25 protein-coding genes and 1 tRNA gene are annotated in these 23,681 nt (G+C 68.0%); 13 read left to right on the forward strand and 13 right to left on the reverse strand.

What is annotated here, in order from left to right:
* From N5D62_RS24055 to N5D62_RS24065, 3 genes are all read left to right on the forward strand, one after another.
* Positions 1-641 (forward strand): VacJ family lipoprotein (locus tag N5D62_RS24055; RefSeq protein ID WP_279760487.1); only part of this gene is annotated, 641 nt, incomplete at its 5' end.
* A 111-nt stretch (positions 642-752) separates the two neighbouring features.
* Entirely contained in the window at positions 753-1,397 is a 645-nt protein-coding gene (locus tag N5D62_RS24060; protein WP_279760488.1) for an ABC transporter substrate-binding protein, read from the forward strand.
* A gap of 4 nt (positions 1,398-1,401) precedes the next feature.
* On the forward strand, positions 1,402-1,716 hold the full coding sequence (locus N5D62_RS24065; RefSeq protein WP_279760489.1) for an STAS domain-containing protein: 315 nt from the start codon (positions 1,402-1,404) through the stop codon (positions 1,714-1,716).
* Between the two features lie 101 nt (positions 1,717-1,817).
* Here N5D62_RS24065 and N5D62_RS24070 read toward each other — a convergent pair whose 3' ends face one another.
* A complete protein-coding gene (locus tag N5D62_RS24070; protein ID WP_279760526.1) occupies positions 1,818-2,678 on the reverse strand; it encodes a MurR/RpiR family transcriptional regulator in 861 nt (286 codons plus the stop codon).
* A 10-nt stretch (positions 2,679-2,688) separates the two neighbouring features.
* Positions 2,689-4,134 (reverse strand): glucose-6-phosphate dehydrogenase, encoded by a 1,446-nt coding sequence (gene zwf, locus N5D62_RS24075; protein ID WP_279760490.1) that lies wholly within the window; start codon positions 4,132-4,134, stop codon positions 2,689-2,691.
* A 194-nt stretch (positions 4,135-4,328) separates the two neighbouring features.
* Here zwf and tal point away from each other — a divergent pair, with 194 nt between their 5' ends.
* From tal to N5D62_RS24090, 3 genes are read left to right on the forward strand one after another with little or no spacing between them, the layout of a single operon-like run.
* Positions 4,329-5,279 carry a transaldolase gene (gene tal / locus N5D62_RS24080; RefSeq protein WP_279760491.1) on the forward strand — a complete coding sequence of 317 codons (951 nt, stop codon included), beginning with the start codon at positions 4,329-4,331 and terminating at the stop codon, positions 5,277-5,279.
* Positions 5,276-6,904, forward strand: a complete 1,629-nt coding sequence (gene pgi / locus N5D62_RS24085) for a glucose-6-phosphate isomerase (protein WP_279760492.1) — start codon at positions 5,276-5,278, stop codon at positions 6,902-6,904. The genes tal and pgi overlap by 4 nt, the downstream gene beginning before the upstream one ends.
* Positions 6,905-6,941: 37 nt before the next feature.
* Positions 6,942-7,562: an HAD family phosphatase gene (locus tag N5D62_RS24090; RefSeq protein WP_279760493.1), complete on the forward strand. Its 621-nt coding sequence runs from the start codon at positions 6,942-6,944 to the stop codon at positions 7,560-7,562.
* A gap of 137 nt (positions 7,563-7,699) precedes the next feature.
* Here N5D62_RS24090 and N5D62_RS24095 read toward each other — a convergent pair whose 3' ends face one another.
* From N5D62_RS24095 to N5D62_RS24130, 8 genes are all read right to left on the reverse strand, one after another.
* Positions 7,700-7,909, reverse strand: coding sequence for a DNA gyrase inhibitor YacG (locus N5D62_RS24095; RefSeq protein WP_279760494.1), 210 nt, complete (start codon positions 7,907-7,909; stop codon positions 7,700-7,702).
* Between the two features lie 14 nt (positions 7,910-7,923).
* The gene (gene zapD, locus N5D62_RS24100; RefSeq protein ID WP_279760527.1) at positions 7,924-8,679 is read right to left on the reverse strand and encodes a cell division protein ZapD; all 756 of its coding nucleotides are present in this window, start codon (positions 8,677-8,679) and stop codon (positions 7,924-7,926) included.
* Positions 8,680-8,755: 76 nt separating this feature from the next.
* Positions 8,756-9,352, reverse strand: a complete 597-nt coding sequence (gene coaE / locus N5D62_RS24105; RefSeq protein WP_279760528.1) for a dephospho-CoA kinase — start codon at positions 9,350-9,352, stop codon at positions 8,756-8,758.
* A 16-nt stretch (positions 9,353-9,368) separates the two neighbouring features.
* Positions 9,369-10,313, reverse strand: coding sequence for an A24 family peptidase (locus N5D62_RS24110; RefSeq protein ID WP_279760495.1), 945 nt, complete (start codon positions 10,311-10,313; stop codon positions 9,369-9,371).
* Between the two features lie 2 nt (positions 10,314-10,315).
* Complete coding sequence (locus N5D62_RS24115) at positions 10,316-11,551, reverse strand: type II secretion system F family protein (protein ID WP_279760496.1); 1,236 nt, start codon at positions 11,549-11,551, stop codon at positions 10,316-10,318.
* 125 nt (positions 11,552-11,676) lie between these two features.
* Positions 11,677-13,410 (reverse strand): type IV-A pilus assembly ATPase PilB, encoded by a 1,734-nt coding sequence (pilB, locus tag N5D62_RS24120; protein ID WP_279760497.1) that lies wholly within the window; start codon positions 13,408-13,410, stop codon positions 11,677-11,679.
* A gap of 270 nt (positions 13,411-13,680) precedes the next feature.
* A tRNA-Pro gene (locus tag N5D62_RS24125) sits at positions 13,681-13,757 on the reverse strand.
* Between the two features lie 28 nt (positions 13,758-13,785).
* Positions 13,786-14,715 carry a polyprenyl synthetase family protein gene (locus N5D62_RS24130; RefSeq protein ID WP_279760499.1) on the reverse strand — a complete coding sequence of 310 codons (930 nt, stop codon included), beginning with the start codon at positions 14,713-14,715 and terminating at the stop codon, positions 13,786-13,788.
* A 318-nt stretch (positions 14,716-15,033) separates the two neighbouring features.
* On the opposite strand from N5D62_RS24130, the gene rplU reads away from it, so the two are divergent.
* The 4 genes from rplU to proB all read left to right on the forward strand — a co-directional run bounded on the left by rplU (position 15,034) and on the right by proB (position 18,252).
* The gene (gene rplU, locus N5D62_RS24135; RefSeq protein ID WP_279760500.1) at positions 15,034-15,345 is read left to right on the forward strand and encodes a 50S ribosomal protein L21; all 312 of its coding nucleotides are present in this window, start codon (positions 15,034-15,036) and stop codon (positions 15,343-15,345) included.
* A 37-nt stretch (positions 15,346-15,382) separates the two neighbouring features.
* Positions 15,383-15,640, forward strand: coding sequence for a 50S ribosomal protein L27 (gene rpmA / locus N5D62_RS24140; RefSeq protein WP_279760501.1), 258 nt, complete (start codon positions 15,383-15,385; stop codon positions 15,638-15,640).
* 231 nt (positions 15,641-15,871) lie between these two features.
* Positions 15,872-17,068: an Obg family GTPase CgtA gene (cgtA, locus tag N5D62_RS24145; protein ID WP_279760502.1), complete on the forward strand. Its 1,197-nt coding sequence runs from the start codon at positions 15,872-15,874 to the stop codon at positions 17,066-17,068.
* Between the two features lie 38 nt (positions 17,069-17,106).
* Entirely contained in the window at positions 17,107-18,252 is a 1,146-nt protein-coding gene (gene proB, locus N5D62_RS24150) for a glutamate 5-kinase (protein ID WP_279760503.1), read from the forward strand.
* 57 nt (positions 18,253-18,309) lie between these two features.
* On the opposite strand, the gene N5D62_RS24155 is transcribed toward proB, so the two are convergent.
* The gene (locus N5D62_RS24155; protein WP_279760529.1) at positions 18,310-18,978 is read right to left on the reverse strand and encodes an RNA pyrophosphohydrolase; all 669 of its coding nucleotides are present in this window, start codon (positions 18,976-18,978) and stop codon (positions 18,310-18,312) included.
* 135 nt (positions 18,979-19,113) lie between these two features.
* On the opposite strand from N5D62_RS24155, the gene N5D62_RS24160 reads away from it, so the two are divergent.
* From N5D62_RS24160 to N5D62_RS24170, 3 genes are all read left to right on the forward strand, one after another.
* Entirely contained in the window at positions 19,114-20,856 is a 1,743-nt protein-coding gene (locus N5D62_RS24160) for a proline--tRNA ligase (protein WP_279760504.1), read from the forward strand.
* Complete coding sequence (locus tag N5D62_RS24165; RefSeq protein WP_279760505.1) at positions 20,853-21,953, forward strand: DUF418 domain-containing protein; 1,101 nt, start codon at positions 20,853-20,855, stop codon at positions 21,951-21,953. The genes N5D62_RS24160 and N5D62_RS24165 overlap by 4 nt, the downstream gene beginning before the upstream one ends.
* Positions 21,954-22,026: 73 nt before the next feature.
* Complete coding sequence (locus tag N5D62_RS24170; protein ID WP_279760506.1) at positions 22,027-22,668, forward strand: lytic transglycosylase domain-containing protein; 642 nt, start codon at positions 22,027-22,029, stop codon at positions 22,666-22,668.
* A gap of 62 nt (positions 22,669-22,730) precedes the next feature.
* Here N5D62_RS24170 and N5D62_RS24175 read toward each other — a convergent pair whose 3' ends face one another.
* Together N5D62_RS24175 and grxD are read right to left on the reverse strand one after the other, a co-directional pair.
* Entirely contained in the window at positions 22,731-23,324 is a 594-nt protein-coding gene (locus N5D62_RS24175) for a UbiX family flavin prenyltransferase (RefSeq protein WP_279760507.1), read from the reverse strand.
* Complete coding sequence (grxD, locus tag N5D62_RS24180) at positions 23,324-23,638, reverse strand: Grx4 family monothiol glutaredoxin (RefSeq protein ID WP_279760508.1); 315 nt, start codon at positions 23,636-23,638, stop codon at positions 23,324-23,326. Before grxD ends, N5D62_RS24175 begins: the two co-directional genes overlap by 1 nt.
* Between the last annotated feature and the right edge of the window lie 43 nt (positions 23,639-23,681).

Consider the following 23,681-nt stretch of genomic DNA (forward strand, 5'->3'; position numbering starts at 1 on the left):
GCAAGGTCTTCAACTTCAACGAGAAGCTCGACGAGAACGTCCTGAAGCCGGTCGCGACCGCCTACTCGGACCTCGTGCCGCAGCCGGCGCGCCAGGCGGTGGACAACTTCTTCGGCAACTTCTCCGACGCCTGGTCGGCGGTCAACCTGTTCCTGCAGGGCCGCTTCAAGACCGGCGCGACGACGACGATGCGGGTGGCGGTGAACTCGGTGTTCGGCCTGGCCGGCCTGATCGACATCGCCACGCCCTCGGGCCTGGAGAAGACCTCCGAGGACCTGGGCCGCACGCTCGGCTACTGGGGCGTCAAGACCGGGCCGTACATCGTCTGGCCGGTGCTCGGCCCGTCGTCGCTGCGCGACTCGGTGACGCTGCCGGTCAACGTGTATTACTCGCCGGCCTACCTCTTCGACGACGGCGAATACAAGTTCGCGATCAGCGCGCTGCAGCTGGTCAACACCCGCGCCAACCTGCTGCGCGTGACCGACATGCTGGACGGCATCGCGCTGGACAAGTACACGTTCATCCGGGACGCCTACCTGCAGCGCCGCAACGTCAAGACGCACAAGGAACAGGAAGAAGAGGATGACTACGAGGTCATCACGCCCGACGAGAAGCCTGTGAATCCCCAGGGCGACCGCTGAACCGCGGAAACAACCGGTAGCGTCTGCCCGCGGGCGGATGGTGAACCGGCACCGGACTTGCCGCGTTGCCGAGGGAGCCGTGTCATGAAAAGAGAGAGAGAAAGGACAAGCATGAATGCCACCAAACGACTGCTGATGAAGGCGCTGGTCTCGATCGCCGCGCTGAGCCCGCTGGCCTCGTTCGCGGCCGACGGATCCGCACCCGATCAGCTGATCAAGCAGCTGTCGATCGAGACGCTGGACGCCGTCAAGGGCGACAAGTCCATCCAGGGCGGCGACGTCAGCAAGATCATGCAGCTGGTCGACACCAAGGTCATGCCGCATGTCGACTTCCAGCGCATCACCGCGACGGCCGTGGGCCGCTTCTGGCGCCAGGCGACGCCGGAGCAGAAGCAGCGCCTGCAGGACGAGTTCAAGACGCTGCTGGTGCGCACCTATGCCGGCGCGCTGACGCAGGTGAAGGACCAGACCATCGCGATGAAGCCGATGCGCGCCGCGCCGGAGGACACCGAGGTCATCGTGCGCACCGAGATCCGCGGCAAGGGCGATCCGATCCAGCTGGACTACCGCCTGGAGAAGACCGACGCCGGCTGGAAGATCTACGACGTGAACGTGCTGGGCATCTGGCTGGCCGATCAGTACAAGAACAGCTTCGCGCAGGAAATCAACGCCAAGGGCATCGATGGCCTGATCAAGTCGCTGGCCGAGCGCAACGCGCGTCCGGCATCGGCCGCCTCGGGCGCGAAGAAGGGCTGAGGCGATGCTGAAGCTGCCGTCGCGGCTGCGCCTGGACAACGTGCCCGAGGAGTGGGCGCGACTGGAAGGCGCGCTGCGCGCCGAGCTGGCGCAGGTCGGCAATGCCGCCGGCCGCGGCGTCAGCCTCGATGCGAGCGGGCTCAACGACTTCGACTCGGCGGCGCTGAGCCTGTTGCTGAGCGCGCTGCGGCTGTGCGGCCAGGACGGCTGGCAGCTGACGCTGCTGCAGCCGCCGCGCGCGCTGCGCGAGCTGGCCCGGGTCTATGCGCTGGAACACCTGTTCTGGCCCGACGCGGCCGCGCCCGCCGAGCTCGCCTGAGCGCGACGACGCGTCCCCAATGAGAACGGGCCGCGGTTCATGGAACCGCGGCCCGTTTGCCTTTCATCAGGCGGCTCGTCCTGACGAGCTCGCCGCGACGCTCACTGCGCGTAGCGCTTAGTGCGCAGGTTGCGCTTGATCTCCTGCAGCATCGGGCGGAGGTTCTCGCCCAGCCGCAGCGCGACGCCGGTGGTCAGCACGTCCACCACGATCAGGTGCAGCAGCCGCGACACCATCGGGCTGTAGCGGTCGTAGTCCTCGGGGTGGTCGACGGCCAGCAGCACCTGGCCGGGCAACTGACCCATCTGGGCCAGCGGCGAACCGCTGGCGGTGATGATGATGGTCGTCGCGCCCTTCTTGCGGGCGATCTCGGCGGCGTCCATCAGGTCGCGGCTGCGGCCCGAGTTGGAGATGATCACCGCGCAGTCGCCCGGGCCCAGCATCGTCGCGCTCATCAGCTGCACATGGCCGTCGGCGCAGGCGAAGGTGTTGGCGCCGAGCCGGAAGAACTTGTGCTGCGCGTCCTGCGCCACGATGCCGGAGTTGCCGACGCCGTAGAACTCGATGCGCTGGCGCTGCCGCGCGGTCTCCGCCAGCGCCGCGATGGCGCGTTCGAAGGCATGGCTGGCGGCGTCGTTGCGGTAGTGCAGCAGCGCCGCGACGGCGTTGTCGACCACCTTGACGATCAGGTCGCCGGGCTTGTCGTCCTCGTCGACGGCGCGATGGACGAAGGGCACGCCCTCGTTGACGCTGCCGGCGAGCTTGAGCTTGAAGTCCGCCAGGCCGTCGTAGCCGACGCTGCGGCAGAAGCGCACCACCGTGGGCTTGCTGACATGCGAGCGGTCGGCCAGTTCGCTGACCGGCAGGTTCGCGAACGAGCGCGGATCCGCCAGCAACAGCTTGGCCACGCGTTGTTCGGCGGGCGGCAGCGCCGGGAGCGCCGCCTTGATGCGTTCGAGCATGCTCATCGCGTCAGCATTCCTCGATCCAGGAGTGGCCGTCGCGCGCCACCAGCGCGCTCGAGGCCGGCGGACCCCAGCTGCCGGCGACGTAGGTACGCGGACCGGTGCTGTCCTGCTTCCAGAAGTTCAGGATCGGCTCGACCCAGCGCCAGGCCTGCTCCTGCTCGTCGCTGCGCACGAACAGGTTCAGGCGCCCGGCGATCGCGTCCAGCAGCAGCCGCTCGTAGGCGCCGACGCGGGTGTGGGCGAAGGCCTTGTCGAAGTCCAGGTCCAGCGACACGGGGCTCAGCGCCTCGTTGCTGGAACCGCCCTTGTTGGCCATCAACTGCAGCTCCAGGCCGTCCTCGGGCTGCAGCTTGATGATCAGCCGGTTCGGGCAGCTGCTGCCCGGGAAGATCGGATGCGGCACCGGGCGGAAGTTGATGACGATCTGCGCGTCGCGCGCGGCCAGCCGCTTGCCGGTGCGCAGGTAGAAGGGCACGCCGGCCCAGCGCCAGTTCTGGATCTCGGTCTTGAGCGCGACGAAGGTCTCGGTGTGGCTGTCCGCGGGGATCTTGCCCTCGTCCAGGTAGCCGGGGACCTGCTTGCCGTCGACGTTGCCGGCGCGGTACTGGCCGCGCACGACGTCGCGAGCGACGCTTTCCGCGGTGAAGGGCTTGAGCGCGCGCAGCACCTTGAGCTTCTCGTCGCGGATCGCGTCGGCGTCGTTGCTGGACGGCGCCTCCATCGCGATCATCGTCAGCAGCTGCAGCGCATGGTTCTGGATCATGTCGCGCAGCGCGCCGGTGCCGTCGTAGAAGGGCCCGCGGGTACCGACGCCCAGGCCCTCGGCCAGCGTGATCTGGATGTTGGCGATGCTCTCGCGGCGCCACAGCGGCTCGAACAGCGCGTTGCCGAAGCGCAGCGCCATCAGGTTCTGCACCGACGGCTTGCCCAGGTAATGGTCGATGCGGAAGGCCTGCGTCTCGGCGAACACCGAGCGCACGACGCGGTTGATCTCCTGCGCGCTGGCCAGGTCGTGGCCCAGCGGCTTCTCCAGCACCACGCGCACGTTCTGGCCGTTCAGCCCGGCCGCGCCGAGCTGCTGGCAGATCTGCGTGAACAGGTGGGGGCTGGTGGCCAGATAGAACACGACCGTGTCGGCGTTGCGCTCGCCCAGCCATTCCTTGAGCCGCGCGTAGTGCTCCGGCTGGGACAGGTCCATGCGGCGGTAATGCACCAGCTCGGAGAAGCGGGCGAACTCGTCGTCGTTGGGCCGCTTGCCGGCCTCGACCTCCTGGAAGCGCTCCTTGAGCCATTCGCGGTAGCGCTCGTCGGACTGCTCGTCGCGGGCGACGGCCAGGATGCGGCCGCCCTCGGGCAGCTTGCCGTGGCGGAACGCCTGGAAGAGCGCGGGCATCAGCTTGCGCCAGGTCAGGTCACCGGTGCCACCAAAAAAGACGAGATCGAAGGACATGGGCGCGGCGCCCGCATCCGGGCGTAAGAGTTGTTGGCGATGTCTTGATGTAACGAAGTTACCGGAATTATGATGCCCCAGTTTCTTGGGCCGGTCAACGTGCCACCCGGCATCCGGACCGCTCGGCACGAGCGGGTCTAATACGGGGTTTCCCGCCTGCGGGCAAAGCCGATTCCCTCACTTCCGCCACGCTCATGAACCAGCTCGAACAACTCAAGGCCTTCACCACCGTCGTCGCCGACACCGGCAACTTCAAGCAACTGGCGCAGTTCACGCCGCGCGACGCGACGACCAACCCGTCGCTGATCCTCAAGGCCGTGCAGTCGCCGGACTACGCCCACCTGCTCGAGGACACCGTCGCCGCCAGCAAGACCGACGCGCTGGACCTGGTCGTGGACAAGGTGCTGGTGGCCTTCGGCCTGGAGATCCTGAAGGTCGTGCCGGGCCGCGTGTCGACCGAGGTGGACGCGCGCCTGAGCTTCGACACCGTGGGCACGCTGGCGCGCGCGCGCCGCCTGATCCAGATGTACGAGGACGCCGGCATCGGCCGCGACCGGGTGCTGATCAAGATCGCCTCGACCTGGGAAGGCATCCAGGCCGCGCGCGAGCTGGAGCTCGAAGGCATCCACACCAACCTGACGCTGCTGTTCTCCTTCTGCCAGGCGGTGGCCTGCGGCGAGAACGGCATCCAGCTGATCTCGCCCTTCGTCGGCCGGATCTACGACTGGTACAAGAAATCCGCCGGCGCGGCCTGGGACGAGGCCGCCAGCGCCGGCGTCAACGACCCCGGCGTGAAGTCGGTCGCCGCGATCTACAACTACTTCAAGAAGCAGGGCATCGCCACCGAGGTGATGGGCGCGAGCTTCCGCAACATCGGCCAGATCCAGGCGCTGGCCGGCTGCGACCTGCTGACCATCAGCCCCGACCTGCTGGCGCAGCTCCAGGCCAGCGAGGTGCCGCTCGTGCGCGCGCTGGACGCCGACGCCGCCAAGGCGCTGGATTTGCCCAAGGTTTCCTTCAACGAGGCGGCGTTCCGCTTCGCCCTCAACCAGGACGCCATGGCCACCGAGAAGCTGGCCGAAGGCATCCGCCTGTTTGCCGCCGACGCCGGCAAACTGGACCAGATGATCGAAAGCCTGCGATGACCGAGTTCCCGCGTTGCGACCGCAGCCCGACCTGGGCGGCCTTGCACACCCATTTCCAGCAATCCGGCCGCGCGTTCGACGTGCGCCAGGCCTTCGCGGCCGACCCGGAGCGCTTCGGCGCCTGGTCGCTGCAGGCGCCGGAGGTGTTCGCGGACCTGTCGAAGAACCGCATCGACGCCCGCGCGCTGGAACTGCTGCTGCAACTTGCCCGGGACGTGCAGCTGCCGGCGCAGCGCGAGGCGCTGTTCAACGGCGATCCGATCAACGCGACCGAAGGCCGCGCGGTGCTGCACACGGCGCTGCGCGCGCCGGCGGGGCAGGGGCCGTTCTCGGACGAGGTGCAGGCCTCGCTGGCGCGCATGCTGGCCTTCGCCGAGCGCGTGCGCGACCGCTCGGCCAGCGGCATCACCGACGTCGTGCACATCGGCATCGGCGGCTCGGACCTCGGGCCGGCGATGGTCGTCCAGGCGCTGCAGTCGTACGTGCCGGCCGGGCTGAAGCTGCACTTCGTCTCCAACGTCGACGGTCATGACCTGGCCCCGGTGCTGCGCGGGCTGGATCCGAGGACGACGCAGTTCATCGTCGCGTCCAAGACCTTCACGACGCAGGAAACCCTGGCCAACGCGAGGGCCGCGAAGGCCTGGTTCCAGCAGAACGGCGGCACGGACATCGCGAAGCACTTCGCCGCGACGACCAGCAACGCCAAGGCCGCCGCCGAGTTCGGCATCGACACCACCTTCGGCTTCTGGGACTGGGTCGGCGGTCGCTACTCGCTGTGGTCGGTGATCGGCCTGCCGATCGCGATCGCCGTCGGCGCCGACAACTTCCGCGCGCTGCTCGCCGGCGCGCATGCGATGGACCGGCACTTCCGCGAGGCGCCGCTGGAGCGCAACCTGCCGGTGCTGCTGGGGCTGATCGACGTCTGGTACCGCAACTTCCACGGCTTCACCAGCCGCTCGGTCGCGCCCTATCACCAGGGCCTGCGCCGGCTGCCGGCCTACCTCCAGCAACTGGAGATGGAAAGCAACGGCAAGGGCGTCGACCGCGAGGGCGAGCCGCTCGCCTTCGGCACCAGCCCCGTCGTCTGGGGCGAGGCCGGCACCAACGGCCAGCACGCCTACTTCCAGATGCTGCACCAGGGCACCGACGTGATCCCGGTGGAGTTCATCGCGGTGAAGACGCCGAACTTCGGCGACCACGTGCGCGGCGAGCTGCTGGACAAGCTCAAGGACCAGCACGTGAAGCTGCTCGCGAACTGCCTGGCGCAGTCGCAGGCGCTGATGCAGGGCAAGACCGCCGAAGCCGCGCGCGCCGAATCGGCGCCGACCGCGTCCCAGGACCTCGACCGCGATGTGCTCGCCCGCCATCGCAGCTTCCCCGGCAACCGGCCCAGCACGACGCTGTTGCTGGAGGCGCTGACGCCGTCCTCGCTGGGCGCGTTGATCGCGCTGTACGAGCACCGCGTGTTCGTCAGCGGTGCCGTCTGGAACATCAACAGCTTCGACCAGTGGGGCGTGGAACTCGGCAAGGCGCTCTGCAACAGCCTGCTGCCGCGCCTGGGCAGCGGCGACGCGTCGGGCCTGGACGGCTCCACCGCCGGGCTGCTCGCGAAGGTGCGCGGCTGATCCCTTCCTCCCCCTCAAGCAGTAGAGATCCCAACAGATGAAGATCGTGTTCGACTTCGGCGCGGTGCTGTTCCACTGGCACCCGCCGAGCTTCCTGGCCCGCGTCTGGGCCCATCGCGTCGCCGACGAGGACGTTGGCGCGGAAGTCGCCAAGGACTTCTTCCAGGCCTACAGCGGCGACTGGGGCGCGTTCGACCAAGGGCTGATCGACGCCCCGACCACCGCCGACCGCATCCATGCCCGCACCGGCTGGCCGCGCGAGGAGATCGTCGCGGTGATGGACGCCGTGCCGTCGGAGCTCAAGCTCATCGAAGGCACCGCCGCGTTGATCGGCGAGCTCAAGGCGCAAGGGCACACGCTGCACTTCTTGTCCAACATGCCCGAGCCCTACGCCGATTTCCTCGAGCAGACCTTCCCGCTGAAGGAGTGGTTCGTGTCGGGGGTGTTCTCGGGACGGGTCAAGCAGTCCAAGCCGTCGAAGGAAATCTTCGACCTGGCGCTCGAACAGTTCGGGGCGAAGGCGGAGGAGGTGCTGTTCCTCGATGACCATCCGGCCAACATCGCGAAAGCGAATGAACTCGGGTGGAACACCCATCTGTTCACGACGCCTGAGCTTGCTCGGCTGGACTTGGTGCGGCGGGAGTTGCTCCCGTCCTGAGATCACCGAGCACGATCGACCCAACCGGGGGCCCTCTTCTCCATGTCCCCCTTTGGCACCCTCCCGGGTGCCAAATTCCTCCTAATACCTCCGAAGAGGGCCCCCGGTCGGGTCGATCCAGGTGGGGGCGCCTTCTCTTACTTCGAGGCGTCGTCCTCGTTCTCAGTCGTCGGAGGGGCAGCGACGCGGAACGACTCGTCGGACCAGTGGCCCAGGTCGATCTGGCGGCAACGCTCGCTGCAGAAAGGGCGCCACAGGTTGCTCGGGGAGAAGAGACTGTCGCCACCACAGGTGGGGCAGGGGACGATGCGGGGCGCCGGCGTGGCAGGAATGAATCGTTCGGTCATGACGGTACGGCTTGTCAGGAACACAGGGTCAGTTCAAAAGTGGCGTCCACCGGCGCCGGTTTCAAGCGGCCATCCTCGTCCTGACGCATCAGCCGGATCGACACCATCAGGCGATGTCCGCTGATCTCGGGGATCAGCCCCAGGCTCGGATCGATCTTCATGCGCAGCAGCTGGAAACTCCGGCCCGGCGGCAGGCTCTGCTGGTACTGGCCCCCATGCGCCGCCACCTTGTGCGGCGAGCCGCTGTCCCGCAACAACCCCAGCAGCACGTTCAGCGCCTCGGCCATCGGCATCAGCGTCTGCGCCCACTGCATCAGGTCGTTGCGGCGGCGCACCGGCAGCAGCTGCTGCCACGCGTAGTACGCGGGAAGGTCGAATTCACAGGTGCCGCCCGGAATCGAGATCCGGCTCCGGATGCTCATCAGCCACTCATTCGTCGTGAGCGCGTGGCCCGCCTTGCCGGGCAACTGGTTGAGCTTGTCGAACGCCGCGTCGATGCGGCCGACCACCTCGTCCAACAACGCTTCCGAGACCGCCGGATTGCCGCGGTACCCATTGAATTGCGTGCGGTGACGGTCCAGGTCCTTCAGCAGGTCCGCCTTCAGGTCGGCCCGCGAGGCGACATCCATCACCTCGAAGATGGTGGCCAGCGCGAAGTGGTGGTCCATCGCGGTGTCGCGCGCCATCAACTGTCCCAGCCGATCGAACAGGTGTTCGAGCCTGAGCATCGTGCGGATGCTCTCGTTGAACGGGTATTCGTAGAGGACCAAATCGACCATCCCTTTGCGGCAAGGGGCCATTGTTCCACAGCACGCCAGCGCATCACCCCGATCGGGTGAGGGGTGGTCAGAACAAGGGACTGGTCAGCAGCGCCCGGACCTCATCGCGGAGTTGCGGCAGCGTGAGGCCGTCGTTGTGGATGACCGCGTCCGCGGCCGCGCGCCGCTGAGTGCGGGTCGCCTGCTGCGCGAGGATGGCCCGCGCCGCCGCTTCGCTCAGGCCCGAACGCGCCATCACGCGCGCGACCTGCGTGTCCTCGCCGCAGTCGACGACCAGCACGCGATCGACCTGTCGCCGCCAGCGGCCGGACTCGACCAGCAGCGGCACGTCGAACACGATCCGTTGCCTCGGCGCGGCAAGCGCCGCCTGGCGCGCCGTCTCGGCACCGATCATCGGATGCAGGATGCCCTCGAGCGCGCGCTTGGCCTCCGGATCCCGGAACGCCAGTTCGCGCATCGCGCCCCGGTCCAGCGCGCCGTCCGACGCGACGAAGGCCGCGCCGAAACGCGCCGCGATCGCGGGCATCGCTGCGCCGCCCGGCAACGTGAGGCCGCGCGAGATCGCGTCCGTGTCCACCAGCAGCGCGCCGCCGAACTCGACCAGCGCCGCCGCGACGGTGCTCTTGCCGCTGCCGATGCCGCCGGTCAGGCCGATGCGCACGATCCGCTCCGAGGCCGGCTCAGCCCGGCTGCAGTCCCAGCCAGACCGCGACCTGCGCGGTCCCGATCAGCAGCACCGCCAGGCCGCCGCCGGCCAGGAACGGGCCGAAGGGGACATACCGACCCTCGCGCAGCCCGCCGCTGACCTTGAGGCCGATGCCGACGACCGCGCCGATCAGCGACGCCGACAGCGCCACCGGCAGCACCATCTGCCAGCCCAGCCAGGCGCCCAGCGCGGCCAGCAGCTTGAAGTCGCCGTAGCCCATGCCTTCCTTGCCGGTCGCCAGCTTGAAGGCCCAGTAGATCGACCACAGCGACAGGTAGCCCGCCAGCGCGCCGATCAGCGCGTCCGGCAGGGAGACCGGAATCCAGCCCGCGTAGGCCGCGATCAGGCCCGCCCACAGCAGTGGCTGGTTGATGCTGTCGGGCAGCAGCGTGGTATCCCAGTCGATGCCCGCGAGCGCCACCAACGCCGCGGCGAAACCGCAGTACAGCAAGGTCGCCGGCTGTGGACCGAGCCGCCAGGCGATGCCGGCGAACAGCAGGCCGGTCAGCAGCTCGACGAATGGGTAGCGCGCGGAGATCGGCGCCCGGCACGACGCGCACTTGCCCCGCAGCCGCAGCCAGCCCAGCAGCGGCAGGTTCTCGTGCCACTTCAGCCGATGGCCGCAATGCGGGCAGCGCGAGGCCGGGCGGATCAGCGAGAACGCCGGCTGGCGCTCAAGCGCCTCGCGCAGCGGCACCGCCGTCGCGGCCAGGCGTTGGGCCTGGGTCGCGTCGAGGCCGGCGTGCGCGCGCAGATCGTCTTCCTGGGCCAGTTGGTCGGCGCAATCGGCCAACCAGGCTCGTCCCATCATGACCGGCAGGCGATAGATGACGACGTTCAGGAAGCTGCCCACGCACAGGCCGATCAGGCCGAGGTACGCGGGCGACAGCAAGGCCTCCAGCAGGGTCGGGTCCAGCACTCTTACACCACCGCGCCCAGCTTGAAGATCGGGAGGTACATCGAGATCACGATGCCCCCGATCAACGTGCCGAGGAACACGATGATGATCGGCTCCATGAGGCTGGACAGCGCCTTCACCGCGTCGTCCACCTCTTCTTCATAGAAGTCCGCCGCCTTGCCCAGCATGTGGTCCAGCGCGCCCGATTCCTCGCCGATCGAGGACATCTGCAACACCATGATTGGGAAGACGCCGGTCGTCTGCATCGACGTCGTCAGCGAGGCGCCGGTCGACACGTCGCGCTGGATCTTCTCCGTGGCCTCGACGAACACCGCGTTGCCCGAGGCGCCGCCCACCGAGTCCAGCGCCTCCACCAACGGCACGCCCGCGGCGAACATCGTCGCCAGCGTACGGGTCCAGCGCGCCACCGCGGACTTGTACAACAGGGCCCCGAACACCGGGATCTTGAGCAGCAGCCGGTCCATGAACTTCTGCATCTTCTCGGAGCGCTTCCAGCTCTGGAAGAAGAAGTACAGGCCGCCGCCGATGACGCCGAAGATCAGCCACCAATAGGCGACGAAGATCTCCGAGACCGCCATCACGAACAGCGTCGGCGCCGGCAGGTCGGCACCGAAGGACTTGAACACCGTCTTGAACGCCGGAATCACGAAGATCATGATCACCGCCGTCACGACGAAGGCCACGATCAGCACCGCGATCGGGTAGGTCAGCGCCGACTTGATCTTGCTCTTCAGCGCGACCGTCTTCTCCTGGTAGATCGCCAGCCGGTCCAGCAGCGCCTCCAGGATGCCGCCCTGCTCGCCGGCCTCGACCAGGTTGCAGTACAGCGCGTCGAAGTGCAGCGGATGCTTGCGGAACGCCGAGGACAGCGAAGTACCAGTCTCGACGTCCTGGCGGATGTCGTTCAGCAGCTTGGTCAGGCGGGGATTCGGACTGCCCCGGGCGACGATGTCGAAAGCCTGCAGCAGCGGCACGCCGGCGCGCATCATCGTCGCGAGCTGGCGCGTGAAGACCGCGATGTCCTTCTGCTTGATCGAGCTGCCGGAAGAACCCCGGCGCTTCTTCACCTTCGTGACCAGGATGCCCTGGCGCCGCAGCGACGCGCTGACGACTGCCTCGCCGCCGGCGCGCATCTCACCGCGAACGATCTTGCCGTTGCGGTCCTTGCCTTCCCACTCGAAGATGAATTCCTTGATGCCCTTGGCTGCGCCCTTGGCGCCCGCGGTGGTCGTTGCCATATCGCCTCCTGCCGTCGCGCCGCGAGCGCGGCGCTCCCAATCTTTGACTCGTTCGAACGGTCCCGGTGGCCCGACGCCAGACGCACGAACGCGGCACCCGCGGGCGCCGCGTCATGCGACAGGGCTCATTCGTTGGTGGCCGCCAGCACCTCTTCCAGTGTCGTGACGCCCAGCCGGGCCTTCACCAGCCCGGACTGCCGCAGGTCGCGGACGCCGTCCGCCCGAGCCTGCTCGGCAATGTCCATGGCCGTTCCCTCGGAGAGGATGATCCGCTGGATCGCCTCGCTGATGGGCATCACTTGGTAAAGACCGACACGTCCCCGATAACCATTGTTGCAATTCGAGCAGCCGACCGCCCGGTACGGCTTCCAGCTGCCGTCCAGGTCCGACTCGGTGAAGCCGCCGCGCAGCAGCGCGTCGCGCGGATACTCGGCCGGCACCTTGCAGTTCTCGCACAGCCGCCGCACCAGGCGCTGCGCGGTGATCAGCAGCACGCTGGACGCGATGTTGAACGGCGCCACGCCCATGTTCAACAGGCGCGTCAGCGTCGTCGGCGCATCGTTGGTGTGCAGCGTCGACATCACCATGTGGCCGGTCTGCGCGGCCTTGATCGCGATGTCGGCGGTCTCCAGGTCCCGGATTTCGCCGACCATGATGATGTCGGGATCCTGGCGCAGGAAAGCCTTCAGCGCCGCCGCGAAGGTCAGGCCGGCCTTGTCGTTGACGTTGACCTGGTTGATGCCGGGCAGGTTGATTTCCGCCGGATCCTCGACCGTCGAGATGTTGGTCCCCGGCTGGTTCAGGATGTTCAGGCAGGTGTACAGCGACACCGTCTTGCCCGAACCCGTCGGCCCGGTGACCAGGATCATCCCGTAAGGACGGTGGATGCACTGCAGCAGCCGATCCTTCTCGATCTTCTCGTAGCCCAGCGCCTCGATGCCGAGCTTGGCCGAGGACGGATCCAGGATCCGGATCACGATCTTCTCGCCGAACAGCGTGGGCAGCGTCGAGACCCGGAAGTCGATCGCCTTGGAGCCGAACTTCAGCTTCATGCGCCCGTCCTGCGGGACGCGGCGCTCGGAGATGTCCAGCCGCGAGATCACCTTGATGCGCGACGACAGCTTGTCCTTGATCGCGATCGGCGGCTGCGTGATCTCGCGCAGTTCGCCGTCGACCCGGAAGCGGACGCGGTAGTGGTACTCGTAGGGCTCGAAGTGGAGGTCGGACGCCCGCATGTTGATGGCGTCCACCAGCATCTTCTGCAGGAAGCGCACCACCGGCGCGTCCTCGACGTCGGTGATCTCCTGCGTCTCCTCGGGCGCGGCGGTCTCCTCCTCGGCGATGTCGAAGTCGAAGTCCTCGCCCGAGATCGCCTCCAGCGCCTCGGCGGTCGACGCGGCCGAGATGCCGAGCAGCTTCGTGAGCTTGTCGTGCTCGACGATGATCCATTCCGGCGTCAGCTGGGTCGCGAACTTGATGCGCTCGACGACCTCCTGCTCGGTCGGGTCCGCGCCGCCGATGAACAGCCGGTTGCCCCGCCGGGCCAGCACCACGACCTGGTACTGCGTCGCCAGCTTGGCGTCGATGATGTTCTGCGGGAGCTTGTGCGAGTCGATCGCGTTCAGGTCCAGCAGCGGCAGCGCCAGCGCGTGCGACAAGGTGTGGGCCAGGTCCGTCGGCGACACGCCGCCGGACGCGATCACGGCGGTGACGAAGCTGGTCTTCTTCTCCCGGGCCAGCTTGACCAGGTCCTCGGCGGCCTGCGGCTTGAGCTTGCCGGCATGCACGAGCACGCGGGCAACGCCGGACAGGGCGGACTGAGGAGGTTCGGCCAAAGTGGTGTCCACGGATATCGCCATCGGGTTGGGTCTTGCCGGACCCCGGCACGGACGCCGGGTCAGCCCCTCACTTTACCCCCATGAACGAAGGGCCGATGGCAGGGGCGTCCCTGGCATTCACCGAAGTCAGACGCTTCGTGCAATTTCGGCCTTGGTCACTGGAAATTGAGGGCGAAATGTGCGAGACCTCCACACTGGCCCCGTCGCGCGCGGCGCAAGGCCTGACCCCGCGCGCCGAACGCGCAAAGAAAAACGCCGCGAACCTTGCGATTCGCGGCGTTTTCGATGTCCTGGTCGGGGTGAGAGGATTCGAACCTCCGGCCTCTACGTCCCGAACGTAGCGCTCTACCAGGCTAAGCTACACCCCGTTTTTCGGTCACTCGATCGAGCGTTGTTTCAAGAACTTCTCTCTACCGACTGAGCCGCAAATTCTAGCAGGCTTTCTTTCCACTTGGAAAGGGGCAGCGACGACAAATGTTGAACCGCCTGTGCGACCTCCGCGCGGGCGGCCTCGCGCGTCGCTTCCAGCGCGCCGGTGCGGCGCACGATCGCGACGATGTCCTGCAGGCGCTCGACCTCGCCGTGCTCGATGGCATGGCGGATCAGCGCGCGGTCGCCGTCGGTGCCTCGCTCCATCGCGATCAGCAGCGGCAGCGTCGGCTTGCCTTCGCGCAGGTCGTCGCCCACGTTCTTGCCCAGCGACTCGCTGGTGCCTTCGTAGTCCAGCGCGTCGTCGATCAGCTGGAACGCGGTGCCCAGCGCCCGGCCGTAGCCGGCGCAGGCGTCCTCGAGCGCGGGCGGCGCGTCGGCCAGCACCGCGCCCAGGCGTGCGCTGGCCTCGAACAGCTTGGCGGTCTTGTAGCGGATCACCCGCAGGTAGCTCTCGACCGCGACGTCGGGGTCGTGCATGTTCATCAACTGCAGGACCTCGCCTTCGGCGATCACGTTGGTGGCGTCGGCCAGCACCTCGAGCACCCGCATCCGGTCCACCGACACCATCATCTGGAAGGCGCGCGAATACAGGAAGTCGCCGACCAGCACGCTCGCCGCGTTGCCGAACAGCGCGTTGGCGGTCTGCTTGCCGCGGCGCAGCGCGGACTCGTCCACGACGTCGTCGTGCAGCAGCGTGGCGGTGTGGATGAACTCGACCACCGCCGCGAGTTCGCGGCTGGCGGGGGAGTCGGCGCCCAGCGCGTTGGCGAACATCAGCACCAGCTTGGGCCGCATGCGCTTGCCACCCGCGTGAATGATGTAGGCGGAGATCTGGTTGATCAGCGCGACGTCCGAGCGCAGCCGTTGCGCGATCACGGCATCGACTTCGTTCATCTGCGCGTTCAGCGCCTCGAGGACCTCGGAAACGGGGGTAGAGGCAATGGGCTGCACTCTGGACTCACTGTGAGGGGAAGCGCGGATTATAGGAAGGCGCGCGCGCCGGTCGCGGGGAGCCGCCGAACCGCGTCGCCGCCGTGCCGGATTCCACGCCCGACGCCCGCCAGCGCCGATGGCCACGGGGCTCGCGCCGCCTCAGGGTTTGCATGGGGGAGGGGTCCTGTGCTACATTCGCGGGCTCTGCATTTCGGTGCGGTGTTTTTTCTTGGGCGATCGGCGGAATCCTCCCCGGCGCCTTCATGTGAAAGGGCTGATATGTACGCGGTCATAAAAACCGGTGGCAAGCAATACAAGGTTGCTGCTGGCGAAAAGATCAAGGTAGAACAGATTGCTGCGGAAGTTGGCCAAGAGATCGTGATCGACCAGGTGCTGGCTGTCGGAAACGGCGGCGACCTGAAGATCGGGACTCCCTTGGTTGCGGGCGCGAGCGTCAAGGCCACCGTGGTGGCTCATGGCAAGCACGACAAGGTGCGCATCTTCAAGCTGCGTCGTCGCAAGCACTACAAGAAGAGCCAAGGCCATCGCCAGACGTTCACCGAGCTGGAAATCAGCGCGGTCAACGGCTGATCCTCGACTCTCACGCAATCTGATCAAGGAGTAATCCATGGCACAGAAAAAAGGCGGCGGCTCAACTCGAAACGGCCGCGACTCGAAGCCCAAGATGCTGGGCGTCAAGGTGTTCGGCGGCCAGACCGTCTCGGCGGGTTCGATCATCGTCCGCCAACGCGGCACGAAGTTCCACGCCGGCACCAACGTGGGCATGGGCAAGGACCACACGCTGTTCGCGCTGATCGACGGCACCGTGTCCTTCGCTGTCAAGGGCGAAAACAACCGCTCCACGGTCGTCGTCACGGCGATCTGAGCTTGTTGATGTCCTGACGCCGCGACGCGGAGACCCCGGTCTCCGCGTCCGGCGGACCCAGAGCCCCGGCTTCGCCCGGGGCTTTGCTTTTTCCGGATGCCGATCTCCCGCGCATCCGCGCCGACCGCGAGTCCCGGCGAAACCTGACTCGCTCCGATTCAAAGCATGACCCCGCGCGGGAGCGCGGGGGCGTGAATTACGATAGCCCCGCTCCGGGACTGAAGGCCATCCATGAAGTTCGTTGACGAAGCCACCATTGATATCGCCGCCGGCAACGGCGGCGCGGGTTGCGCCAGCTTCCGCCGCGAGAAGTTCATTCCCTTCGGCGGCCCGGACGGCGGCGACGGCGGCCGCGGCGGCAGCGTCTTCGCGGTGGCCGACCGCAACCTGAACACGCTGATCGACTACCGCTACGCGCGCCGCCACGAGGCCCGCAACGGCGAAGCCGGCCGCGGCTCGGACCAGTTCGGCGCCGCCGCCGAGGACATCCTGCTGAAGGTGCCGGTGGGCACGATCGTTCGTGACCTCGAGACCGACGAGGTCATCGCCGAGCTGCTGGAGCCGGACGTGCCGGTGCTGCTGGCCAAGGGCGGCGACGGCGGCTTCGGCAACCTGCACTTCAAGACGAGCACGAACCGCGCGCCGCGCCAGAAGACGCCCGGTTGGCCCGGCGAGGTCAAGAAGGTCAAGATGGAGCTGCGCGTGCTGGCCGACGTCGGCCTGCTGGGCCAGCCCAATGCCGGCAAGTCCACGCTGATCGCGGCGGTCTCCAACGCCCGGCCGAAGATCGCCGACTATCCGTTCACCACGCTGTACCCGAACCTGGGTGTCGTGCGCGTCGCGCCGGAGAAGAGCTTCGTCATCGCCGACATTCCCGGGCTGATCGAAGGCGCCGCGGAAGGCGCCGGCCTTGGCCACCAGTTCCTGCGCCACCTGCAGCGCACCCGCGTGCTGCTGCACGTGGTCGACCTCGCGCCGTTCAATCCGGACGTCGACCCGGTCGCCGAGGCCAAGGCCATCGTCAAGGAGCTGAAGAAGTACGACGAGGCGCTGTACGAGAAGCCGCGCTGGCTGGTGCTGAACAAGCTCGACATGGTCCCCGTCGAGGAGCGCGCCACCCGCGTCAAGGACTTCGTGAAGCGCTACAAGTGGAAGGGCCCGGTGTTCGAGATCTCCGCGCTGACCCGTGAGGGCTGCGAGCCGCTGATCCGCGCCATCTACGACCACGTCGCCGCGATCCAGGCGCCGCCGGTCGAGGATCCCGACGCCCGCTTCGACGAGCCGACCATCGACCCGCCCAAGGCGTTCCAGGAGACGCGCAAGACGCGCGCCTCGAAGGCCAAGGCCGTCAAGGCGGCGAAGGCCGACAAGGCGGACAAGGCCGAGAAGCCGCCCGAGCGCGACCCGCGCTTCGATCCGCTGCCCTGACTTCCGGCTGAATCCCTCGACTCCCCGATCCTTCGCGCATGAGCAACGCCCAGCTGAACGACGAACTCCCCGGTGTCCTGAAGGACGCGCGACGCATCGTCGTGAAGGTCGGATCGAGCCTGGTGACCAACGAGGGCCGCGGCGTCGACGCCGAAGCCATCGGCAACTGGTGCCGCCAACTGGCCGAGCTGGCGCGCGAGGGGCGCGAGCTGGTGATGGTGTCCAGCGGCGCGATCGCCGAGGGCATGAAGCGGCTGGGCTGGGCCAGCCGCCCGAAGGAACTGCATGAACTGCAGGCGGCGGCGGCCGTCGGCCAGATGGGCCTGGCCCAGATGTACGAGACCAAGCTGCGCGAGCAGGGCCTCACCAGCGCGCAGGTGCTGCTGACCCATGCCGACCTGGCCGATCGCGAGCGCTACCTGAACGCGCGCTCGACCTTGCTGGCGCTGCTGCAGCATCGCGTGCTGCCGGTGATCAACGAGAACGACACCGTCGTCAACGACGAGATCAAGTTCGGCGACAACGACACGCTGGGCGCGCTGGTCGCCAACCTGGTCGAGGCCGACGCGCTGGTGATCCTGACCGACCAGAAGGGCCTGTACTCGGCCGATCCGCGCAGGGACCCGAACGCCCGCTTCATCGACCGCGCGACGGCGGGCAAGCCGGAGCTCGAGGAAATGGCCGGTGGCGCCGGATCCAGCATCGGGCGCGGCGGGATGATCACCAAGATCCTGGCCGCCAAGCGCGCGGCCAGCAGCGGCGCCAACACCGTCATCGCCTGGGGCCGCGAGCCCGACGTGCTGCTGCGCCTGGCCGCCGGCGAATCGATCGGCACCGCGCTGCTGGCGTCGACCGCCAAGCTCGCGGCGCGCAAGCAGTGGATGGTCGATCACCTGCAGCTGCGCGGGAAGGTCATCGTCGACGCGGGCGCGGCGATCAAGTTGCGCGAGGAGGGCAAGAGCCTGCTGCCGATCGGCGTGCAGGAGGTCTCCGGCGAATTCCATCGCGGCGACGTGATCGCCGTCGTCGACCTGGGCGGCAAGGAGCTCGCGCGCGGCCTGACCAACTACGGCAGCGCGGAAGCGCGGCTCATCGCGCGCAAGCCGTCGTTCGACATCGAGCGCGTGCTCGGCTACGCGGCCGAGCCGGAACTGATCCACCGCGACAACCTCGTGCTGCGCTGAGCGGCGCGGCGCATGAACAAGGGCACCCGCGGGTGCCCTTGTCGTTTCAGCGGACGATCAGTCCTTCGCCGGGTCCGGCGGGCCGTCGTGGACGACGTCCGGGGCCGGGGCCTCGTGCGCGCCATGGCCTTCGGGATGCGGCCGGTGGTCGCCGCGTTCATGGCGGAAGCCGTCCGGGTCGCCATGCCCGCCGTGCCGATCGCCGCGTGGCGGCGGACGCATCCCCGCACGCAGGTAGCGGTTGTGGTGGTTGAGCCGCGGCAGGAAACGCGCCAGTTCCGTCAGCGCCATCTGGTAGACGCCGCGCTTGAACTCGATCACCGCCTCCAGCGGAACCCAGTATTCATTCCAGCGCCAGGCGTCGAACTCGGGATGATCGGTGGCGCGCAGGTTCATGTCGCTGTCGCGACCCATCATCTGCAGCAGGAACCAGATCTGCTTTTGTCCACGGTAATGTCCGCGTGCGTCGCGCCGGATGAAATGGTCCGGCACTTCGTAGCGCAACCAGTCGCGCGTGCGCGCGATGATGCGCACGTGGTCTGCAGTGAGGCCCACTTCCTCATGCAGCTCTCGAAACATCGCCTGCTCGGGCGTTTCTCCATGCTTGATGCCCCCTTGGGGGAACTGCCAAGAATGGGTGCGTATGCGCTTGCCCCAGAACACCTCGTTCTTGTGGTTGAGCAGGATGATGCCGACGTTGGGCCGGAAGCCTTCACGGTCGAGCATAATCAACCTCAAATCATTCGTTGGATTGATTATTGCACCGGGGCTACAGCCCGGCGCGATCATCGCTAACCCTCGGTGGTGAACGGTTTTTCCGCGGCGGCATCGGCTGGCCGCGGACTTTTATTTTCTGCGCCCATGAAAGCCTCCCAGTTCTTCATCTCCACGCTCAAGGAAGCCCCCGCCGACGCGGAAATCGTCAGTCACAAGCTGATGATGCGGGCCGGCATGATCAAGCGCCTGGGCGCCGGCATCTACAACTACATGCCGATGGGCCTGCGCGTGATCCGCAAGGTGGAGAACATCATCCGCGGCGAGATGAACCGCGCCGGCGCGGTCGAGCTGCTGATGCCGGTCGTGCAGCCGGCCGAGCTGTGGCAGGAGACCGGCCGCTTCGACAAGATGGGCCCCGAGCTGCTGCGGGTGAAGGATCGGCATGGCCGCGACTTCATCATCCAGCCGACCTCCGAGGAGGTCATCACCGACATCGCGCGCCAGGAACTGCGCAGCTACAAGCAGCTGCCGAAAAACTTCTATCACATCCAGACGAAGTTCCGCGACGAGCGCCGGCCCCGCTTCGGCATCATGCGCGGGCGCGAGTTCACGATGAAGGACGCGTACTCGTTCGACCGCGACAAGGACGCGGCCGGCCGCAGCTACGACAACATGTACGCCGCCTACGGCAGGATCTTCGATCGCCTGGGCCTGCAGTACCGCGCCGTCGCGGCCGACACCGGCGCGATCGGCGGCGACCGCTCGCATGAGTTCCAGGTCATCGCCGAGACCGGCGAGGACGCGATCATCTACTGCCCCACCAGCGACTACGCCGCCAACATCGAGCTGGCCGAGGCGCTGTCGCTGATCGCCACGCGCGGCGCGGCGACGCAGGCGCTGGCGAAGACGCCGACGCCTGGCAAGGCAACCTGCGCCGACGTGGCCGAGCTGCTGAAGCTGCCGCTGTCGCAGACGGTGAAGTCGCTGGTGCTGGCCACCGACGAGGTCGACGAGCACGGCACCATCGTCAAGTCGCAGGTCTGGCTGCTGCTGGTGCGCGGCGACCACGACCTCAACGAGGTGAAGGTCGGCAAGATCGAGGGCCTGAAGGGCGGCTTCCGCTTCGCGACCGCCGCCGAGATCGACGCCCACTTCGGCTGCAAGCCCGGCTACCTGGGCCCGATCGGGCTGAAGCAGCCGCTCAAGGTCATCGCCGACCGCACCGTCGCGAACATGGCCGACTTCGTCTGCGGCGCCAACGAGGCGGACTTCCACTTCACCGGCGCGAACTGGGGCCGCGACCTGCCCGAGCCCGACCTGGTCGCCGACATCCGCAATGTCGTCGAGGGCGATCCGTCGCCCGACGGCAAGGGCGTGCTCGCGATCCAGCGCGGCATCGAGGTGGGCCATGTCTTCTATCTCGGCACGAAGTACTCGGCCGCGATGGAGGCGACCTACCTGGACGAGAACGGCAAGCCCCAGCTGATGGAGATGGGCTGCTACGGCATCGGCGTGACCCGGATCCTGGGCGCGGCGATCGAGCAGAACCATGACGAGCGCGGCATCGTCTGGCCGGACGCGATCGCGCCGTTCACCGTCGTGATCTGCCCGATCGGCATGGATCGCAACGAGGACGTGAAGGCGGCCGCGACGTCGCTGTACGACGAGCTGCTCGACCTGGGCATCGACGTGCTGCTGGACGACCGCGGCGAGCGCCCCGGCGCGATGTTCGCGGACTGGGAGCTGGTCGGCGTGCCGCACCGCGTGGTGATCTCCGACCGCGGCCTGAAGGAAGGCCAGGTCGAGTACCAGGGCCGCCGCGACGCGGCCGCGACCAAGCTGGCACCGGCCGACGTCGTCGCCCACCTGAAGCAACGCCTGGCGTGAGCCCGGCTCGTCCGCCGCAGCGCGTCGCGGCGGTGGACGCGCTTCGCGCGCTGGCGTTGCTGCCGGTCGTCGCGATCAACTGGGTCGGTTATCCGGCCTTGCCGGACGGCGGACCGCTCAGCCCGCCCGCGCCGGCCGATAGCGCGGTCGCGCTGGTCCTGTCGTGGTGCCTGCATGCGCTGGTGGCGGGCAAGGGCATCGCGATGCTGGCCTTCCTGTTCGGCTACAGCCAGGGGCTGTCCCAGTCGCGCGGCGTCGAGGCGCTGGCCAAGCGGCGTCGCCGGCTCGGCAAGCTGCTGGTGCTGGGCCTGCTGCACGGCACGTTGCTCTACATGGGCGACATCCTGACGCTCTACGCGGTCGCGGGCTCGGTGCTGGCGATGTGGGCCGGTTATTCGATGACCCGACTCAAGCTGCGGCTGCGCGTGCTGGTGGGGCTGGAACTGGCGGTGATCGCGCTGACGGTGGTCCTGTCGACGATGCCGTTGTCCAACGAGGCCTCGGTGCCGCTGTCGACGCCGGCGTCCTGGGGACTCTGGACGCTGCGCAACGCCAGTCATTTCCTCGCCACCACGATCACCTTCGTGCTGCTGGGCCTGCCGGTGCCGCTGTTCCTGATGACCGCGGGGCTGATGGCCGCGCGGCTGCGGCTGTTCTCGCATCCGCGCTGGGAGCCGGCCTTGCGGCGCTGGTCGCGCCGCTGGCTGTGGCCGGCGGTGGCGGTGAACGTCGCCTTCGGCTCGCTGCTCTGGCCGGGGCTGCGCGACGGCGACGCCGCGTTGACGAGCCGTTTCGCGATCTTCTACCTCTACCCGACGATGCTGCTGCTGAGCGCAGCCGTGCCCGCGCTGGTGCTGTGGCTGCGGCGCGATCCCCGCTGGCTTGGCCTGCTCGCGCCGCTGGGCCGGCACACGCTGACGCTCTACCTGTTCAGCTCGGTGCTGAGCTTCGTGCTGTTCGGCGGCGTCGGACTGGCTTGGCAGCCGGGCACGGCGGTCGCCGCCGGGCTGGCGCTGGCCTACTGGATCGGCGGCTTGCTGGTCGCGCAGGCGCTCGGACCGCGACGTTTGCCGCTGGAGCGCTGGCTGTCCCGCTGACGACGGGGCGCGGCGCCGTTATGCTGCCGCGCCTCGCCATTTCATGTCGATCGATCCCGATCCCGCTGTTCCCGTGACCGTTCCTGGCCCCAAGACGATCTCCCCGACCACGCGCCGCGCGTTGCTGCTGGCCGGCGCCGCGGCCTGCCTGCCGCGCCCGGCCCTGGCCGGCGCGCAAGTCGAGGAACCGCTGGCCGACGCCGTGCGTTCGGCGCTGTCCGCCGCGATCGCCTCGGACGCACCGCCCAAGCCGCGCTTCGACACGATCGAGCCGCGGCTGACCTACCTGCGCTGGCTCGGCGAGATGAGCGAGCGCATGAAGCGCAAGAAGAGCGAGGCGCAGACGCGGATCGAGTTTCTGGAGACGCTCTGGTACGAGAGCGCGCGGGCGGGCCTGGAGCCGGCGCTGGTGCTCGGGCTGGTGCAGGTGGAAAGCGGCTTCCGCAAGTACGCCATCAGCGTGGCCGGCGCGCGCGGCTACATGCAGGTGATGCCGTTCTGGACGCGGTCGATCGGCGACGGGCAGGTCTCGCGCCTGTTCCACATGCAGACCAACCTGCGCTTCGGCTGCGTAATCCTGCGGCACTACCTCGACATCGAGAAGGGCAACCTGTTCCTGGCGCTGGGCCGCTACAACGGCAGCCGCGGGCGGCCGGAGTATCCGAACATGGTCATGGGCGCCCGCAAGAGCTGGCTGATGCCCGGCCAGGCCTGAGGCGGCGCCGGGTCAGCCCGGAGCGGCCATCGAAGGCGCGAGCCCCTCGCGCCCCGGCGCGATCAGGCGTTCGGACGCAGTCCCTGCCACGCCTGCGGCGCGGCGCCCGGCAACTGCGCCAGCTCCAGCACCCGCTCGACGGTCTCGGCGACCATCGCCTCGATCGAGGTCGGATGCAGGTACAGCGCGGGCAGCGGCGGGAAAATGATCCCGCCCATCTCGGTGACGGCGGTCATGTTGCGCAGATGGGCGAGGTTGAAGGGCGTCTCGCGGACCATCAGGATCAGCCGGCGGCGCTCCTTGAGCGTGACGTCGGCGGCGCGGGTCATCAGGTTGTCCGACAGGCCATGGGCGACCGCGGCCAGCGTGCGCATCGAGCAGGGCGCGACCACCATCGCGGCGGTCGGGAAGCTGCCGCTGGCCACGCAGGCGCCGATGTCGCCGGGCGCATAGGCGAAGTCGGCCTCGCGCTCGAGCGCGTCCCGGGTCAGGCCCAGTTCATGGTGGGCGTTCAGGACGCCCGCCGGGCTCAGCACCAGGTGGGTTTCCGCGCCCAGCGCGCGGGCGCGGCGCAGCAGCTGGAGCCCGTAGGCGGCGCCGGTCGCGCCGGTGATGCCGACGATCAGGCGCGGACGCTGCGCCGCGGGGGCGGTCATCAGGCCTTGGCCAGCAGCTGCTGCAGTTCGCCGCTCTCGTACATCTCCATCATGATGTCCGAGCCGCCGACGAACTCGCCGTCGATGTAGAGCTGCGGGATCGTGGGCCAGTTGGCGTATTCCTTGATGCCCTGGCGGACGCCCTCGTCCTCGAGCACGTTGAAGGTCTTCAGCTCGGCGGCGCCGCTGGCCTTCAGGATCTGGATCGCGCGGCCGGAGAAGCCGCACATCGGGAACTGGGCCGTGCCCTTCATGAAGAGCATGACGCGATGGCCCTTGACCAGGTCGTCGATGCGTTGCTGAACGTCGCTCATGGCGGAATCCTCTGAAAGCTGGGGGAAGGCGTGTGCGGAAAGC

The organism is Mitsuaria sp. GD03876, from assembly GCF_029840635.1.
Taxonomy (GTDB): domain Bacteria; phylum Pseudomonadota; class Gammaproteobacteria; order Burkholderiales; family Burkholderiaceae_C; genus Roseateles.

Excerpts from the sequence above, each read along its gene's own strand:
- N5D62_RS24090 (WP_279760493.1), top strand. The coding sequence starts at position 6,942 with ATGAAGATCGTGTTCGACTTCGGCGCGGTGCTGTTCCACTGGCACCCG.
- tal (WP_279760491.1), top strand. The coding sequence starts at position 4,329 with ATGAACCAGCTCGAACAACTCAAGGCCTTCACCACCGTCGTCGCCGAC.
- pgi (WP_279760492.1), top strand. The coding sequence starts at position 5,276 with ATGACCGAGTTCCCGCGTTGCGACCGCAGCCCGACCTGGGCGGCCTTG.
- N5D62_RS24130 (WP_279760499.1), bottom strand. The coding sequence starts at position 14,715 with ATGAACGAAGTCGATGCCGTGATCGCGCAACGGCTGCGCTCGGACGTC.
- rplU (WP_279760500.1), top strand. The coding sequence starts at position 15,034 with ATGTACGCGGTCATAAAAACCGGTGGCAAGCAATACAAGGTTGCTGCT.
- N5D62_RS24070 (WP_279760526.1), bottom strand. The coding sequence starts at position 2,678 with ATGCTCGAACGCATCAAGGCGGCGCTCCCGGCGCTGCCGCCCGCCGAA.
- N5D62_RS24065 (WP_279760489.1), top strand. The coding sequence starts at position 1,402 with ATGCTGAAGCTGCCGTCGCGGCTGCGCCTGGACAACGTGCCCGAGGAG.
- N5D62_RS24175 (WP_279760507.1), bottom strand. The coding sequence starts at position 23,324 with ATGACCGCCCCCGCGGCGCAGCGTCCGCGCCTGATCGTCGGCATCACC.
- N5D62_RS24155 (WP_279760529.1), bottom strand. The coding sequence starts at position 18,978 with ATGCTCGACCGTGAAGGCTTCCGGCCCAACGTCGGCATCATCCTGCTC.
- N5D62_RS24115 (WP_279760496.1), bottom strand. The coding sequence starts at position 11,551 with ATGGCAACGACCACCGCGGGCGCCAAGGGCGCAGCCAAGGGCATCAAG.
- pilB (WP_279760497.1), bottom strand. The coding sequence starts at position 13,410 with ATGGCGATATCCGTGGACACCACTTTGGCCGAACCTCCTCAGTCCGCC.
- grxD (WP_279760508.1), bottom strand. The coding sequence starts at position 23,638 with ATGAGCGACGTTCAGCAACGCATCGACGACCTGGTCAAGGGCCATCGC.
- N5D62_RS24160 (WP_279760504.1), top strand. The coding sequence starts at position 19,114 with ATGAAAGCCTCCCAGTTCTTCATCTCCACGCTCAAGGAAGCCCCCGCC.
- cgtA (WP_279760502.1), top strand. The coding sequence starts at position 15,872 with ATGAAGTTCGTTGACGAAGCCACCATTGATATCGCCGCCGGCAACGGC.
- zwf (WP_279760490.1), bottom strand. The coding sequence starts at position 4,134 with ATGTCCTTCGATCTCGTCTTTTTTGGTGGCACCGGTGACCTGACCTGG.
- N5D62_RS24095 (WP_279760494.1), bottom strand. The coding sequence starts at position 7,909 with ATGACCGAACGATTCATTCCTGCCACGCCGGCGCCCCGCATCGTCCCC.
- N5D62_RS24060 (WP_279760488.1), top strand. The coding sequence starts at position 753 with ATGAATGCCACCAAACGACTGCTGATGAAGGCGCTGGTCTCGATCGCC.
- rpmA (WP_279760501.1), top strand. The coding sequence starts at position 15,383 with ATGGCACAGAAAAAAGGCGGCGGCTCAACTCGAAACGGCCGCGACTCG.
- proB (WP_279760503.1), top strand. The coding sequence starts at position 17,107 with ATGAGCAACGCCCAGCTGAACGACGAACTCCCCGGTGTCCTGAAGGAC.